The sequence below is a fragment of the Metalysinibacillus jejuensis genome (assembly GCF_003057615.1).
Taxonomy (GTDB): domain Bacteria; phylum Bacillota; class Bacilli; order Bacillales_A; family Planococcaceae; genus Metalysinibacillus; species Metalysinibacillus jejuensis.
This window is the reverse complement of sequence record NZ_QAFW01000052.1, coordinates 1-15,172: the sequence shown is the minus strand read 5'-3', so window position 1 is coordinate 15,172 and position 15,172 is coordinate 1. Positions and strand designations below refer to the sequence as shown.

The window sequence follows — 15,172 nt, the reverse complement described above, 5'->3', positions numbered from 1 at the left end:
GCGTATCAGTAGGGTTGGAATGCCCCGAATTCACGCTCGTGGAGAACACATAAGACTTGCTTGCAAGCGATGTTCGTGGAAGCGAGAAGCCCCCACTTCAAACGAAGTTAAGTGGTGGGTAGTTCACCAAAGACGTTGCTATTTTAAAACGTGATAGCAAGCCCTTCACGTTGCGTGCTTATCGCGAACTTATGGACAAACATGGTGTTGAGAAATACCTTAGTGAGAAAGATGATACCATTCCTACTCCCTGTTATTAAAACACTTCCCCCTTCATTAATGACTCCAATAAAAAAAAGCACCATTTCTGATGCTCTACGCCCAAACTTTATAGCCATTCGTTGTAGCGAAGTCATAAAGCTCTCGCAATTGTTGTTCGCTATATCCATAAAAATAATCCATACGTACAAGCTGTTGCACCTTCTCATTTTGCAGATAAAGCGCGGCTAATTGCGTTTCTGTCGGTACATAATTGCTCTTTTTCGTATTGCACGTTGGGCAAGCTAGCACAAAATTCCACAGCTTATCACTTTGCACATAATCCCATGGAATAAAATGGTCAACATGTAGCGTTTTACGGCTCGTTTTGCCGCAATAGAAACACGTTGCCCCCACACTCGCCTCTAATAAACGACGGAATTCCTCAAGACTAGCGCGTTGTGATACTTGTTCTACATGCGTCAGAAGCTTTGTACAGTCTACGTTGTACTTCTCCAAAAACTTTGCTAACTGATAATTCGTTAAGTTGAGTAATAAGCGCTGGTATTTTTTCATAAATTGTAATACAGGGAGGCTCATAGCAAGACGTTCTTCCTTTAAGTGAAACGAATAGAACACCCCGTCCGTATCACCGTAGAACGCACCGATGACATACTTCTTTCCTTCTCTTTTTACTGCACTCACCACTTGTTGTTGCACAGGTTCAGGCAAGCGGTCAAAGCGCCAATCACACGGTATGCTGTATTTTTCCTGTGTTTCCTCTAAAATACGCTGAATGCTAGAGCGCTGATTTTTAGCATTCGATTGCCATAACTTATGATGAATGACCAAGTTCCAATAAATTTTGCTAAAGTCATAAAACAAATGGTCAAACGAGATACACCCTTCATCTGTCGTCACATATAAATTTTCGAGAAGCGCTTTAAAAAAACCATATTTATACGTGGTAGTTGTTTTTGCAGAAAAGAAAAAGTAATTCATCTTACCCCAGATTTCGTCTTCGGTAACATATGTTGCTTGCAGCTCTCCCATTTGCATATTCCATGCCATTATACCACCTCATTTTTCTTATGATACCATACATTCTCAATTAGCTATAAAAAAGTTCATAATTTAGGAAGATATTGGGTGCACTTTTATAGTGCAATAGCCTCAATTTCTGTGAACAAAACGACTGTCAAAAAATTCAAAAAGCGCTTAAAACCCTTGCCCTGTCTCAAATCATACTTTTAAAAATTTTGCAACTCGCGTTAATTGCATAAAAACTGCTTAATTTAACATTTTGGTTATTACAATTTATCCCAAACGTTGATATAAAGCCATTTCTAAAAATGCCCAATTCCGAAATTGTCATTTAAGGCATGTTTTTTGCAAATTAACGACTTTGACTTTTCACTGAGAAAGTGTTAGGGAATTTTCGTATGCATTATAGTAGGAGGCAACCATGGAAATACACCTACTTTGTGCACAAGTAACAAGGAGTTTTTGACGTTGAAAAACGTACCATTTGATATTCTACACAAACAATATGCGCCTATGATTCAGTCGTTCATTCGCGAGCTGCACGTTAAGCATGACTTCGCACATTTCGAAAATATTGGGCTGATCGCACTATGGCAAGCCCAACAAGGTTTTACTAAAGGAGATGCCGCGCAATTTGCGGCGTATGCGTACGCTAAAATTCGTGGGGCGATGTTGGATGAGTTTCGTCGCAATGCGGTATACAACGAGACGGTGAAGCTGTTTGACACATTGCCTGATAACCCTACGGCTGACGTGACGTATGAAAACGTACTGGCGCTTGTCGATGAAGTGCTGCGCTATGTGCCAAAGCATGATGCGGAGCTATTTCGCTTAATTTATGTACAAGGGTATACGCTGCAGGAAGCTGCCGTTCATTTCGGTGTGCCCTATACGACGTTGACGCGTCGCCATGCGCGTTTAATGAAGAAGCTGCAACAGTTAAAAGAAAATTTTATGTAATGTGCCTCTCTCTATAAAACTGCACCCTCGCTGTTGAGCGCTCAACAACGAGGGTGCTTTTTAATGGCAGACGTAAAAATGAGTCTGGTACTGTATCGTACCAAACTCATTGTTAGTAACTACTATTTTGTATATAATTCGTCGCCACCGTTAGCATTTCTTCCGTTGCGTCGATGCCTACTGCTACTGTCGTTGGCAGATGGTTAACATGATCCGTACCATGGCGCATATATAAACATTGATGGGCGCCTTCTAATAATGGCATATCTAATAGTGAGTCACCTGCGGCAAAAATGCCGGTGAGCCCTAACTTTTCTGCTACATATGAAGTCGCATGCCATTTTGTTAAATACGAAGGTACAAAGTATAATTTACGCCCTTGTTGTGAAACATTAAAACCCCATTCTTGCGCTAGCTGCCTCGTCTCGCTTGTAACAGCAATCGTCGTAATCGCGTACATAAAATGTTGCACATCATAAGCGCGCTCTACTCCTGGCAATGCGGTCATATATTGATACATTTTATCGTAATGCGGATTGCGTTGCGCTTTTAAATGTTGGGCCCATTGCGCGTCGACTTCACCTTTATACAAAATTTCGGCACCATTTGTCGTAATCGCAAAAGTTGGCTGTAACTGCGTCAATCCAAAAATACGTTGGTACTGCACCGTCGTTCTCGTCGTAACAGGAATAAAAGCCTCTTGCTCACAAAGTTGTGCCACTCGTTGCACACTCATTGCGCTCATATAAGCGTGTGGCTTGCCTTGATAGTTTTCGACTAGCACGAGCTGTTTGTCACTTGGATATTGTTGTAAAAATCGGTGAGAGTAAATTAATGTACGGTCTAAATCACTCGCTAAAGCTCTCATACTAATGGTCGAATGATGCCACAACATGCGTAATTCATAGCGTCATACTGTTCGACCTGCACCCCTCTTTCTTCTGCTAATTGGAAAATATGTGCTAAACTTTCATCCTGCAAATCTTTCACAAGTATTTTCCACGGCACACGACGCAACAAAACGCGCGTTGTTTCCCCTACGCCTGGCTTTACTAAATGATGGTCTTCAATGCCGAATGTTCGTTGGATATTTTTGATATCTTGCATGCCTGCCCACGTGATAGCACGCTCACTTTGTAAAATGGCGGCGAGCTGGTGTGCTGTCGCGTCTTGCACTTGGTCAAATTGTTTAACGATTGTCTCGATATAGTTTACTGATACATCTTGGTCCGCTAATTCGTGGTACACTTTAGCCCCGTGAAAGTCATGCGGCCCAATGAGCTCATCATTTAACACGCTGCGGCTCACTAACCCTGAGACAACTGAATTTAAACAAGAGCTCGGAATTAAAAAGTCTTTACGTGTGCCATAATACGTTGCACATTCCGCAGGATCAGCTAGTACAGCAAGCTCATCACTAATCGCTGTCCCGTGCACGCGATTAAATGCCGCAATCGCTTCACGCAACTGCTGTGTAATCGCTCCTTTGCCTGTCCACCCATCAACAAAGACAAGGCTCTTATCCGCATGGTGTTGTAAAATATACTGGAGGGCATTAGTATCAATGCCTTTTCCTCTAATGATTGATATGCTGTAATGGGCTACGTGCACCTCTTTTTGTTGCAAGTAACGCTTTATTAAAATGCCTATCGGTGTACCCGCACGCACGAGAGACACTAGCGTTAAATCATTACCTTTTTCCTGCAGTAATAGCTCTGCCACAACCCCTACCGCTACGGCTACATCTTTTTTATAGCGCGCTAACGATTGTTCGTATAATGTCCAATAGGCTTCGCTCGGATGATATTCAATCGGCAACATTTCTGAATAATGCGTACCTGACTGAATCGCCTGCTCACGGGCTTCATTGCTTTTCTCTAGCTTTGCTGCTGTAATATCTTTTAACAAAAACGTGACGTCTTGCGGATCATAACTACTCACTACTCGCATTCTCTCTCTCCTTTACATTGTCACAACATACACATGCTGGGCAGAAAACGGTTTTACTAATGCCGTCAGCTCTGCTGTTGTTAATTGTTTCTCCACAATAATAAAAATATCATCGTACGATTCTACATTATAAATGTAATGCTCGATTTCTCCTGCAATAGTAAAGCGTTTAACAATAGGGTAATGAGGCGCATCATAAACGTAAATAGGGCTTCTCGTTGTCGCATGATACCAAACGTCTTCACCCATATAGCTCGCAATTTTCATAGGCACATACATAAATTCTCCCGTACCAATTACCGCGCTACGCCCCGTACGCAACGGCGTTAAAATAGCCGCTACTTCTTTACAATACGTCACGAGCGATTGATTTGTACCAAACCTACCGCTATGTTGTAAATAGCCTTTATGTTTAGCTGTAGCAGGTACATTAATTAATGTGTAGGCGTCATTGTCGCCTTCTGCACTCGCTTGGTACGGTAACTCGAGGCTACCTGTCGTTTGTACCGTACCTTTAACTAACGAATAGAAAAAGAGCTCGATGCCTTGTGCTTCGGCAAACTTGCTAGCACGCTCACAATGGGCTGGCGTACGCCAATCTAATAAAGATAGAATGATATATCGTTTATGCGAAAAACGTTCACGAAGAGAGGTGATAATATTAATAACCGTTTGACCTGTCGTAATTTCATCATCGACTAAAATAATTGTATCTCCTGTAAATAACGCAGCATCTGCATAGCAGCGCTGATCTGTAGCATGAGAGTGCTCCTCTTCAAAATATAACGTAATAGGCTGGTCTACCTGTTCACGTGTAGAATGAACGTAATGTGTACCTACTAAGCAGTCATAAACGCCATGGCCAAGAGCAGTTGCTGTTTCAGCAAATCCGATCACTAGCGCCTCACCAATATCGACTTGTAAAGATGCAGCAGTGGCATAAGCTCGTTGGATATCTTCTTCTTTTTTTGTATGAATTGCTTGTGCTAATACCTCTTTCGCAGGATGAGCCTCCCCTGTTGTTTCCTCAAACAAGATTACCGCTAATAAAGCAGACGCAATCAAAGGCAGTTGAGGGCGAAGCGGTAAATGCTTACCTAATACAGTACTTACAAATAAAAAGCTTCGTTTCTTATTAATACGTAAAGCGAGTTGATAAAGCTCACCATAATTATGAGGGGCTGTCGTAATCGTAACAGCTAAATCCTCATAACGATGTATAGATGTCTTTGTATGTTTTTCCATCTGCTAACACTCCATAGATTAAGCCACGTAGCGCAATTTTTTTTGCCCAACGAAAATGTGGCTTTGTCTCATTCATTTTATTACAAAATTCACTACTAAAAACGCCGTTATGCATTGCTTGATGATCTATAATCGCTAAGGCATCGCTATATTCTTCATAAGTTACAGCTTGTAATGCTTGTACAATAGGAAGATGATCAGGATGAATGATCGTTTTCCCAACGATACCGTTGCTGCGATCTAACAAAACTTCGCGGATTAACCCCGCTTGACTTGCCTTATCAAAATACTCCCATACCGGTCCTGACACCACATAATCCATAGGTGCTCTCGTAAAGACATTTAACGTATCCGCAATTAACTCTTTCACTAATAAAATGTCATAAATTGTCGTAGTTGCGTCTCGTCTTAATCCGTACAAACCGCATAAATCCGTAGCGCCAATTCTTATATTAAGCACCATATCTTGATAGCCATCTATCATTGTTTTCAAGCGCATTAACTCTTCCATTCGTTGCTCTTTATACAGCACATGGCTCGACTCTAAAATGGGCATCGCATAAAGTGGCAGCGGTAAAGTGTCGTTTAAATCGCGCAATGTTTCTAAATAAGCTTGGGCATTGTCAGTAGAAAATTTCGGGAAAACAAACCCTGTTATTTTATGAGCATGCGCACGTAGCGGCGTAGCCAGTCGTTTTAACTGTTCAGGAGAACGCACCCTAATAAAAATAAACGGCAAATCCACCGTAGGCAAATTAGCGAGTTGTAGCAGAAGTAGCTGTTCAGCCGCTTTTACATCTTGATCGGCAATCGCATCTTCTAAACAAATGGCTATTGTTCGTAAAAAGGGAAATTTCTTTGCAGTAATTAAAGTAGTAATATCTGCTCTAGTCGCTGGCATATATAATAATGCACCTAAGCTATAGGCAATTTGTTCACGCGAACTTTCTCTCGTAATATCTGCGGGTTGTTTATAAAATAAATCCTTAGATAAATGTGAAAAATAGCGCATTTTGCACCTCCTATAAAAAAAAGGAAAGTCACGTAACGATGCGACTTTCCTCTCTCTTATGCCGTTTTCTTATTATTTATTGCATGTACAACGAATGTCATTAAGAACATCACAATTAAGATAACAAAGAACGTCACATGCGAAATTTCAAAGCCAATTACACTTAATAACATTTTCGCAGCAATTAATAAGATTAAAAGATAAGCGGTAGTTTCTAGTTCTGGTACTCGTTCAATTAACTTTAAAAATACGCCTGCAATCCCACGCATCATTAAAATCCCGATCATACCACCTAATAATAATACCCATACTTTTTCACTTACCCCAAACGCTGCTAAAACACTGTCAACAGAAAATGCAATATCCATTAATTCTACAGCGATAACGGTACCCCAAAAAGTACCGAATACACGCATTAAAAATCCTTTTGCTTTCATATCTTCAATTTCTTCTTCGACGCTACCGCCCTTAGCTTTGTCAATAAAGTATTGAATAGCTAACCATGCTAAATAGGCCGCACCTAATACTTTTACCCACCAAAGCTTAATTAAAAATACACCAACGCCGATGGCTAAAAAGCGGAAGAAGTAGGCACCAATTAATCCATAAAATAAGGCTTTTTTGCGCTGGCTTTCAGGTAAATGACGTACCATTACCGCTAACACAAGCGCATTATCCGCAGATAATAGCCCTTCTATAATAATTAATGTACCAATTAACCCCCAGTTTACAGGGTCGGACAACACTTCTACCCACATAGCTAAATCAAAGAAAGAAGCATATGTTGACAATATTCCGTTAATTAATTCCATTGTATGCCCCCATTATGCTAAACTTACACTTCTAATCCGTAGTTTTGACATAATGCAGCTAATCCACCTGAGAAACCAGAGCCGATGGCATTAAACTTCCATTCGTTGCCATGTCGATATAATTCGCAAAATACAACTGCTGTTTCAATGGAGAAGTCTTCACCTAAATCAAAATGTAATAACTCCTCATTCGTTGCCTCATCAACAAAACGTACAAATGCGTTAGATACTTGACCGAAGTTTTGCGCGCGGGCTTCTGCATCATGAATCGTAACTGTAATCCCAATGCGATCTACATACGCTGGAATTTTAGAGAAATCCACAATAATTTGTTCGTCATCACCATCGCCTTCACCCGTACGATTATCACCCGTATGAATCACAGCTTTACTCGGATGCTCTAAATTATTATAAAACACAAAGTCCGTATCATTTTGACAACGGTTTGTAGCATCAACTAAAAAAGCAGAAGCATCTAGGTCAAATTCTTGACCACCTGAATATTTATTCGTATCCCAACCTAAGCCGATAATGCCACGCACAAGGCTTGGGTTCGTTTTCGTTAAATCTACTTTTTGTCCTTTTGCTAATGTAATTGCCATCATTACGCCTCCTTATACTTGTAATCCGTAATCATGTACAAGTGATGCTAACCCGCCTTGGTAACCTGAACCGATAGCGTTAAATTTCCATTCGCCATTGTGACGGTATAGCTCTCCCACTACAATTGCAGTTTCAATAGAAAAATCTTCACCTAAATCATAACGAATTAATTCTGTACCCGTTGCTTCATCAACGATACGTACATAGCTATTTGATACTTGACCGAAGTTTTGCGCACGCGCTTCTGCGTCATGGATTGTTATTGTAAATGCTACTTTTTCAATAGTTGCTGGCACATTTGGTAAGTCGATTTTAATAACTTCATCGTCACCATCGCCTTCGCCCGTTAAGTTATCACCCATATGAACGACAGAACCAGCGCCACCTTGTAAATTATTAAAGAAGATAAAGTCTTGTTCACTTGCACATTTACCTGCACCGTCTAATAAAAACACTGAAGAATCTAGGTCAAAATCTTGACCACCATCATATTTATTTGTATCCCAGCCTAGACCTACGATAATGTTTGTCAGACCTGGATTACCTTTAGTTAAATCTACTTTTTGCCCTTTACTTAGCGAAATTGCCATAATTTTTTTCCTCCAATTTTATGCGTAATGTTGTAGCATTTGTGTTAATCCAGCATCTTTTGAGCCAGAACCAATCGCAGCAAACTTCCATTCATTGCCGTGTCTATAAATTTCAGCAACGGTTAAACTCGTTAACCCTTGATAATTATCTGATAAATTAAATTTAAGTAATTCTTGTTGATTTTGATTGTTTAACACTCGAATATAAGCATTTTCTACTTGACCAAAATCTTGTTTTCGTTTTACACAATCGTAAATATTTACTACGAAAATTAAACGATTAATATCTTGTGGAATACGGCTTAATTGTACTATAACTTGCTCATCATCTCCGTCACCGTCACCAGTTAAATTATCACCAGTATGTTTGACGCCGCCACATTTACTCGTTAAGTTGCCAAAGTAAATGAGGTCTTCATTTCGTGTAAAATAATCATCACGCAGCATGATAACAGATGCATCAATATCCATATCTGTACCACCACCGCTAAATAAGCCACCTAGCAAACCGCCACGCTTTTGATCGATAGGGTCCCACCCTAGGCCTACGACTAATTGCTCTAGCGAGGGGTTTCCCTTAGTTAAGTCAATACGTTGACCTTTCTGTAGTACTATAGCCATTATTACACCTCCATTTTTGATAGTTACATGGAAATATGTAACTATTCATTACTATACCAAATATAATTAATTAGTGTCAATTAAAGGTATTATATTTCTTGTTCACACGCTAAATTACTTGCAGGCAAGCTAAATTTTCTCGTTAGCTCGCCTGCAGAAATATGAAAAAAAGTATAGTAGAAGATGTACATTTTCTGTCTAACCTAGATGTGAAAATTAGTATGTAACCTGAATCATTTTCCGGCATATTCATTGACGTTAGGCCGCTTTCGTTGTACGTTTGTTAGGTGAAGGAGTGAGACAATGAAAAAGTGGCTACTCATAGGGGCGCTTGTGGTGATGACAGGGTGTCAGCAAGCGGATGAGACAAATTTCTACAGCATTAAAGATCGCGGGGATGTGATGGTGATCGAAAACATTTTTGTAGAAGCTGAGAAAACAGATGAAACATTAGATATTGCAACAGCAGATTATCATTTAAAATTGCTGGGGAATGAATATTATGTGTGGCAAGGTGAAGGCGATACCGGTAAGCTTGTGTACCAATATGATCCGAAACAAGTGTACACATTTGATGATATTTCGCGCATTACGACCATTTTAGAAAGAAAATGAAAAAAAGAACGACGCTACGAGAGCGTCGTTCTTTTGTTTAGTTTCAACTAAGTGTTTGCTTTAATCTAAAGATTAAAGTTTTGTTACGTTAGCAGCTTGTGGTCCGCGGTTGCCTTCTACAACTTCGAATTCCACTTTTTGACCTTCGTCAAGAGTTTTGAAACCGTCGCCTTGGATAGCTGAGAAGTGTACGAATACGTCGTTTTCGCCTTCTACTTCGATGAATCCAAAACCTTTTTCTGAGTTAAACCATTTTACTGTACCTTGTTTCATTAAGAAAACCTCCAAAAAATAAATGTAACAATATGCAATTCTTCACAGATGTAAAAACTCACATATTACAAAAAGTACCGATTACGAACCCGATGACTCTTTGTAATATGTGAATCTCATGGATTTGCGAGTGAATCAATTTAATTGTTAACCTTAGTATACACAGCATTCATAATATTGTCAATCAATCTTTTGAATAAATAAACCATGGTAAATTTGCCCATCATCTTCGCACGCTTCACAGTAGACAATTTCGCCCTCTTTCCAGAAAGCGTACATGTCATCTTTCACGAGCTCGTTTGGATAATTGGCACGGAACTTTTCAAGCAGTACAGCGAGCGCTGCCTCCGCTTCTTCTATAGTAGTGTGCACGCTCTCCTGCTGGATCGCTTGCTCCCACTCATCAAACTGCCACCATGGCTCATAGTCTGCCATCATATAAATTACACGAAACATTTAAATCCTCCTAAACTAAAAGTTGAGAGGGCTTGGTCAGCTTCAATGGATGTTGGAGGGCAAGCAACGAAAGCGTTTTTTTGCTTTCAGTTGATTGACCGAAACAGCCGAAGAAGCTAGCCCTCGAAACTGGATAAAACAAAAAGTTGAGAGCTGCGTTTATCTGCGACACGCGCTGGAGTCTTTAAATGTCAAAATACCTGTTCAGCTTCAGCAGTGTTGGAAAGCAGACACGGAAAGCGTTCTTTGCTTTCTAGTGGCTGGTTGAAACAATGCGAGAAGCTAGGTGTTTTGACTGGATATTTGAGGTGGAAACGTTTTTTGTTTCCGCCCGAAAAGACGAAGCGACGCGAGCAGATGCAGCTCGAAACTGGATTAAAACAAAAAGCTTGAGAGGGCTTGGTCAGCTTCAATGGATGTTGGAAGGCAAGCAACGAAAGCGTTTTTTGCTTTCTGTTGATTGACCGAAACAGCCGAAGAAGCTAGCCCTCGAAACTGGATAACGAATAAAAGCTTGAGAGGGCTTGGTCAATTCCGATAGGCGTTGGAACCCCAAAATGTGAAGGGAGCTTGGTCAAATCCGTCGGGCGTGGTAGCACTTGAATACGAAGTGCTTTTTACTTCGAATGAAAGTGCGACATGACCTGAGGATTTAGCTCACTTCACTGGATTATTCAGCGGCAAAGGTGCTTTTTACCTTTGACTGCTGAAGTGAAACGACCTGAGGAATTAGCCCTCGAAACTGGATTAAAACAAAAAGCTTGAGAGGGCTTGGTCAGCTTCAATGGATGTTGGAAGGCAAGCATAGTAGCTATTTGATTATCGCAAAATAATACTACCTTTAGTATACCAATGCTTAACCAAAAAACAAAACGTTTGAACTTTCTATACGAAGCGGTTTTACGAATAATATTTCTTACAATTTGCTATTAAAGCAACTAGTAATATGATACTATAAAGGTGAAATATATTCACTTTATCATAGGGGGTTTTTATTAAATGTTTGCTTCCTTCAGGCCAAAAGCAGAAGTGCAAGATTTATTTAAACGTGGGACGGATTTAAAAGTCTCAGGGCGCTTCAAGGAAACATTAGCCTTTAACAACTTTACTAGCACAACGCAAGTCCATTTACGTGAATTATGCGAGAAACTTCAAAATGTTCAACCTTCCATCCAACAAATTTTTACTGACTACTTAGCAGAAATCTCACCTACTGGCACGAATCGTATTGAAATGAAATATGTCGAACGTTATTTAGATATGTTCTTTTTACACGAGCGTGACGGTAATTATGTCGATAAAACGGTTAGGTTCTTTAACATGTTTAGAGAACGCGGCTATGAAGCTGGTAAAGTGATTGTGGTGTTTAACCAATTCGCATTTTACGTAACGACGCATTTACTGCATAACTTTGGCTATAAACCAAACACGGCGTTTGAGTTGTTACAATCTTTCCAAGCTGCGGTCAACGTGGATCAGCAACTATTAGTAGAAGCACAGGACGAACGACTTATGGAGAAGGTCGTTGGTGAAATTTCTTCACTAATGGACGTAAACGCACGTATTATGTATATGAAAGATTTAGTGTTTAGCTTAGACCGTCAAACTGAAGAATTGCAATCTTCTACAGCGGCGACGGAGCAAATTGCCGCTTCGATTAACGAGGTCGCGCGTTCTTCTTCACGCATCTCTGAAAAAACAACAGAGTCGCTTGAAAACGCAACCAATGGTAAAAATGCCATTGAACATGCCCTAACCGAAATCTTTAAAACCGAAGAGACGTTTTCTTCGATTGTTTTATCATTTGCCGAGCTACAAAAGCGCGTAAATGACATCGAAAACGTCGTAACGCTAATTAATCAAATTGCCGATCAAACGAACCTTCTCGCACTTAACGCTTCAATTGAAGCCGCGCGTGCCGGTGAACACGGCAAAGGCTTTGCGGTCGTAGCGCAAGAAGTGCGTAAACTCGCAGAAGGTACTGTGTCTGCCCTATCTGAAGTGTCGACAAATGTGCAGCACTTAAAGAGCTACTCTAATGACGTATCGCACTCAATTACCAATACGACAGGCATTATTAAAGAGGCGACGGACGAGGCGCGTGAATCACTGCCACTGCTGAACGCCATTGTGAATGCCTTTGAAGATATTAGTTTTGATGTAACCAATACCGCAGCCATTTCACAGCAACAAGCTGCGGCGATTGACGAAGTATCACAGCGCATGGTCGAAATTTCTGATTTACAAGAAGACATTCGCCAGTACGGTCAAGATACATCGCGTGATATTCACTTAATGGGTAAAGAAATTAACCGCTTCCGCTTAGAGTTAATTTCCGAAAACAACATACAACTTTCAAGCATTGCCCTGTTACAACTATCAAAAGCTGACCACATCTTATGGAAGTGGCGTGTTTACAATATGTTCTTAGGGCTTGAAGAAATTGATCCAAGCACGATTACATCTCACCATGATTGCCGTCTCGGTCAATGGTATGACTTACCTCGCACGCAAAAACGCTTTAGCAATGTTAAAGAATATACCGATATGGAGCCGTACCACGTTGAAGTGCACCAATGCGCAAAACAAGCGGTCGATGCCTTCAATCGCGGCGATATCCAAAAGGCAGAGGAGCATCTCGTTTGCCTCGATACCTCATCGCAACAAGTACTTCGCTATATCGAACAACTTATCAATCTTCTTCAAAAAGAGCGCCTGATGAGTTAATACACAACAAAAAGAGAAGTCGGATCTATGCCGCTTCTCTTTTTTTGGCTAAAGTTTATGGCAACGTCAACATATTTTCTCTGCCACCTTTCTCCCCTTAGTTAAAAGTGTGTTTTTTGAAACTTTAGCCGCTTTTTGACGTATAATAGTAAGACATACTATTTAGGAGGTTACACGATGCTAACATTCTTTCAACATATATTACGCCACGCTACTACCTTTATTGTCAGTATGATTGCTTTTGGTATGATTGCAGATACGAATGACAATCCTTTTTTAGCGCTCGGTGCGTTAGTCGCAAGCTATCTCGTAATAAATTACGTCTTTAAACAAATCCAATTCATGCGCCGCCGTCGTAAAACATCGCTGACGCGCAAAGAATTTAAGCATGTGACAAAACAGCTACAATTAGCTCAAACAAAAATTAAATCCTTAAACAGCGCCTACTTAAAAGTGCGCTCGGTAAATTCATTTAAACAATTGCACGAAATGACGAGCGTCGCAAAAAACATCGTGCGTTTAGTACGCCAAACGCCTGAAAAGTTTTTTGCAGCAGAAGGCTTTTTTTACGGTCACCTCGATTCAGCGGTCGAACTTACCGAAAAATACAGCTTCTTATCGCGCCAGCAAGTGCGTGATAAAGAAATTACGATTGCACTTTCTGAGACGACTGCCACGCTCGACGACTTAACTGAAACGTTAAAACTCGACTTAAAAGATGTGTTAGCTAACGACATCGAGCACTTAAATAACGAGCTCGACTATGTCAAATATTCATCAGAAAAACGTAAAAAACAATTGGAATGGCGAGGCGAAGAATAATGAATACATTTGCCCTTTTACCTGAGCAAACCAAGCCCCATGCCTTGCGTATTGCGGGCGAAATTAATATGAGCGACTACGAGTCTATCCTTACACTAGGGCATGATACACAGCGCAATATTTCACAGTTTAGCGACCGTGTACTCTACCATATTAAAAACCGTGACATTACAAAAGTAGGCGATACTTTACAGCGCTTAATGCAGACGATTACGAGTGTAAATGTCGAAGAAAATGATACAAATCTCTTTTCACGTTTTTTCAAAAAGAAGGGGCCTTCTCCCGAGAGCGTCATGCATTACGAGCGCGCAAGCATCCAAATTGAGCGCATTGAATTGCAGTTGCACCGTGCACAAAAGCAGTTGCTTGACGACATCGAAGTACTTAACGACATGTTTCGCCTTAATCAAAGCTACCACGACGAGCTATCGGTTATTATTGCCGCAGGTGAGCTCAAGCATCAAGACTTCGAAACACGCGAACTGCCTTTATTGCTTGAAGCTGCTGAAGCTGATCCAACAGGGCTTGCGCCGCAACGTGTAGACGATGCTAAAAACCAATTGGCGCGCTTAAACCAGCGCCTGTATGATTTACAAATTGCGCGCGAGCTAACGGTACAAGCCGCACCGCAAATTCGGATGATCCAACAGTCTAACCAACTGTTATCCGAAAAAATCCAGACGTCTTTAATGACAACCATCCCACTTTGGAAAAACCAAATCGCCCTGCTCATTAGCTCTGAGCGCGAGCGCCAACGTGCCGACCTGCACCGCCGCATGTCATCCGCAGAAGACCGCATTAATGCGCACTTCGATGCTACCGAGCTTAAACAAACGCAGCAGCGCCTGCTCGATGACGTTGAAGAAACCTTGTTACTGCAAGGCCAATCTTCTGTACAACAAGCACAAATTGAACGCGAAATGCGCAATTTAACGTCTTTCCCAAAGAAGTCTCCCATCCTCAAGGAATGAGAAGGTGCGAATAGCACCAATGAGTAGGCGGGAGATGAATTTCGGTTGGCTTTAGCCAAAGCTTATAATATAATCAGTCTTAGATGTAACAAAGGATTGATATCACAATGAAATTAGATAGTAATAATCATTCAGTATTCTTAATGCATTATCATCTTGTACTGGTTGTGAAATATCGGATACAAGTTTTTGACAATGAATTATCTGATTTTGCAAAAGAAATGTTCATTAAGATTGGAAGTAAATACAACATTTCTTTAGTGGAATGGAATC

17 protein-coding genes are annotated in these 15,172 nt (G+C 40.7%); 6 read left to right on the top strand and 11 right to left on the bottom strand.

The window, feature by feature from the left end; all coding sequences use genetic code 11:
* Positions 1–315 precede the first annotated feature (315 nt).
* The gene (locus tag DDE80_RS12135) at positions 316–1,269 is read right to left on the bottom strand and encodes an HNH endonuclease (protein WP_108308062.1); all 954 of its coding nucleotides are present in this window, start codon (positions 1,267–1,269) and stop codon (positions 316–318) included.
* 441 nt (positions 1,270–1,710) lie between these two features.
* On the opposite strand from DDE80_RS12135, the gene DDE80_RS12130 reads away from it, so the two are divergent.
* Positions 1,711–2,202, top strand: coding sequence for a sigma-70 family RNA polymerase sigma factor (locus DDE80_RS12130; protein WP_108308060.1), 492 nt, complete (start codon positions 1,711–1,713; stop codon positions 2,200–2,202).
* A 112-nt stretch (positions 2,203–2,314) separates the two neighbouring features.
* On the opposite strand, the gene DDE80_RS12125 is transcribed toward DDE80_RS12130, so the two are convergent.
* Genes DDE80_RS12125 through DDE80_RS12090 form a run of 8 tightly spaced genes read right to left on the bottom strand, consistent with a single transcriptional unit; the run spans position 2,315 to position 9,035 of the window.
* On the bottom strand, positions 2,315–3,070 hold the full coding sequence (locus DDE80_RS12125; RefSeq protein WP_161952328.1) for an HAD family hydrolase: 756 nt from the start codon (positions 3,068–3,070) through the stop codon (positions 2,315–2,317).
* Positions 3,067–4,152, bottom strand: coding sequence for a cysteine protease StiP family protein (locus DDE80_RS12120; RefSeq protein WP_108308058.1), 1,086 nt, complete (start codon positions 4,150–4,152; stop codon positions 3,067–3,069). Before DDE80_RS12120 ends, DDE80_RS12125 begins: the two co-directional genes overlap by 4 nt.
* A 12-nt stretch (positions 4,153–4,164) precedes the next feature.
* Positions 4,165–5,397 (bottom strand): phosphoribosyltransferase domain-containing protein, encoded by a 1,233-nt coding sequence (locus tag DDE80_RS12115; protein ID WP_108308056.1) that lies wholly within the window; start codon positions 5,395–5,397, stop codon positions 4,165–4,167.
* On the bottom strand, positions 5,360–6,409 hold the full coding sequence (locus DDE80_RS12110) for an HpcH/HpaI aldolase/citrate lyase family protein (protein WP_108308055.1): 1,050 nt from the start codon (positions 6,407–6,409) through the stop codon (positions 5,360–5,362). The genes DDE80_RS12115 and DDE80_RS12110 overlap by 38 nt, the downstream gene beginning before the upstream one ends.
* 56 nt (positions 6,410–6,465) lie before the next feature.
* On the bottom strand, positions 6,466–7,221 hold the full coding sequence (locus DDE80_RS12105; protein WP_108308053.1) for a TerC family protein: 756 nt from the start codon (positions 7,219–7,221) through the stop codon (positions 6,466–6,468).
* Between the two features lie 23 nt (positions 7,222–7,244).
* Entirely contained in the window at positions 7,245–7,823 is a 579-nt protein-coding gene (locus DDE80_RS12100) for a TerD family protein (RefSeq protein ID WP_108308052.1), read from the bottom strand.
* 12 nt (positions 7,824–7,835) lie between these two features.
* On the bottom strand, positions 7,836–8,414 hold the full coding sequence (locus DDE80_RS12095; RefSeq protein ID WP_108308050.1) for a TerD family protein: 579 nt from the start codon (positions 8,412–8,414) through the stop codon (positions 7,836–7,838).
* A gap of 18 nt (positions 8,415–8,432) precedes the next feature.
* A complete protein-coding gene (locus DDE80_RS12090; RefSeq protein ID WP_108308049.1) occupies positions 8,433–9,035 on the bottom strand; it encodes a TerD family protein in 603 nt (200 codons plus the stop codon).
* 303 nt (positions 9,036–9,338) lie between these two features.
* Here DDE80_RS12090 and DDE80_RS12085 point away from each other — a divergent pair, with 303 nt between their 5' ends.
* The gene (locus DDE80_RS12085; protein ID WP_108308047.1) at positions 9,339–9,650 is read left to right on the top strand and encodes a YhfM domain-containing protein; all 312 of its coding nucleotides are present in this window, start codon (positions 9,339–9,341) and stop codon (positions 9,648–9,650) included.
* 72 nt (positions 9,651–9,722) lie between these two features.
* Here the strand turns inward: DDE80_RS12085 and DDE80_RS12080 are convergent, their stop codons facing one another.
* Together DDE80_RS12080 and DDE80_RS12075 are read right to left on the bottom strand one after the other, a co-directional pair.
* Positions 9,723–9,923 (bottom strand): cold-shock protein, encoded by a 201-nt coding sequence (locus tag DDE80_RS12080; protein WP_038189357.1) that lies wholly within the window; start codon positions 9,921–9,923, stop codon positions 9,723–9,725.
* 180 nt (positions 9,924–10,103) lie between these two features.
* Positions 10,104–10,379 (bottom strand): DUF1033 family protein, encoded by a 276-nt coding sequence (locus DDE80_RS12075; RefSeq protein WP_108308046.1) that lies wholly within the window; start codon positions 10,377–10,379, stop codon positions 10,104–10,106.
* Between the two features lie 999 nt (positions 10,380–11,378).
* On the opposite strand from DDE80_RS12075, the gene DDE80_RS12065 reads away from it, so the two are divergent.
* From DDE80_RS12065 to DDE80_RS12050, 4 genes are all read left to right on the top strand, one after another.
* Positions 11,379–13,106 carry a methyl-accepting chemotaxis protein gene (locus tag DDE80_RS12065; RefSeq protein WP_108308043.1) on the top strand — a complete coding sequence of 576 codons (1,728 nt, stop codon included), beginning with the start codon at positions 11,379–11,381 and terminating at the stop codon, positions 13,104–13,106.
* A 177-nt stretch (positions 13,107–13,283) separates the two neighbouring features.
* Positions 13,284–13,928, top strand: coding sequence for a 5-bromo-4-chloroindolyl phosphate hydrolysis family protein (locus DDE80_RS12060; protein WP_108308041.1), 645 nt, complete (start codon positions 13,284–13,286; stop codon positions 13,926–13,928).
* On the top strand, positions 13,928–14,899 hold the full coding sequence (locus tag DDE80_RS12055) for a toxic anion resistance protein (protein WP_161952327.1): 972 nt from the start codon (positions 13,928–13,930) through the stop codon (positions 14,897–14,899). The genes DDE80_RS12060 and DDE80_RS12055 overlap by 1 nt, the downstream gene beginning before the upstream one ends.
* A gap of 107 nt (positions 14,900–15,006) precedes the next feature.
* A partial coding sequence (locus DDE80_RS12050) for a transposase (protein WP_201261524.1) occupies positions 15,007–15,172 on the top strand: 166 nt, incomplete at its 3' end.

Excerpts from the sequence above, each read along its gene's own strand:
- DDE80_RS12110 (WP_108308055.1), bottom strand. The coding sequence starts at position 6,409 with ATGCGCTATTTTTCACATTTATCTAAGGATTTATTTTATAAACAACCC.
- DDE80_RS12135 (WP_108308062.1), bottom strand. The coding sequence starts at position 1,269 with ATGGCATGGAATATGCAAATGGGAGAGCTGCAAGCAACATATGTTACC.
- DDE80_RS12080 (WP_038189357.1), bottom strand. The coding sequence starts at position 9,923 with ATGAAACAAGGTACAGTAAAATGGTTTAACTCAGAAAAAGGTTTTGGA.
- DDE80_RS12115 (WP_108308056.1), bottom strand. The coding sequence starts at position 5,397 with ATGGAAAAACATACAAAGACATCTATACATCGTTATGAGGATTTAGCT.
- DDE80_RS12075 (WP_108308046.1), bottom strand. The coding sequence starts at position 10,379 with ATGTTTCGTGTAATTTATATGATGGCAGACTATGAGCCATGGTGGCAG.
- DDE80_RS12095 (WP_108308050.1), bottom strand. The coding sequence starts at position 8,414 with ATGGCAATTTCGCTAAGTAAAGGGCAAAAAGTAGATTTAACTAAAGGT.
- DDE80_RS12065 (WP_108308043.1), top strand. The coding sequence starts at position 11,379 with ATGTTTGCTTCCTTCAGGCCAAAAGCAGAAGTGCAAGATTTATTTAAA.
- DDE80_RS12125 (WP_161952328.1), bottom strand. The coding sequence starts at position 3,070 with ATGAGAGCTTTAGCGAGTGATTTAGACCGTACATTAATTTACTCTCAC.
- DDE80_RS12120 (WP_108308058.1), bottom strand. The coding sequence starts at position 4,152 with ATGCGAGTAGTGAGTAGTTATGATCCGCAAGACGTCACGTTTTTGTTA.
- DDE80_RS12055 (WP_161952327.1), top strand. The coding sequence starts at position 13,928 with ATGAATACATTTGCCCTTTTACCTGAGCAAACCAAGCCCCATGCCTTG.
- DDE80_RS12100 (WP_108308052.1), bottom strand. The coding sequence starts at position 7,823 with ATGGCAATTACATTAGCAAAAGGACAAAAAGTAGATTTAACGAAAACG.
- DDE80_RS12090 (WP_108308049.1), bottom strand. The coding sequence starts at position 9,035 with ATGGCTATAGTACTACAGAAAGGTCAACGTATTGACTTAACTAAGGGA.
- DDE80_RS12060 (WP_108308041.1), top strand. The coding sequence starts at position 13,284 with ATGCTAACATTCTTTCAACATATATTACGCCACGCTACTACCTTTATT.
- DDE80_RS12105 (WP_108308053.1), bottom strand. The coding sequence starts at position 7,221 with ATGGAATTAATTAACGGAATATTGTCAACATATGCTTCTTTCTTTGAT.
- DDE80_RS12085 (WP_108308047.1), top strand. The coding sequence starts at position 9,339 with ATGAAAAAGTGGCTACTCATAGGGGCGCTTGTGGTGATGACAGGGTGT.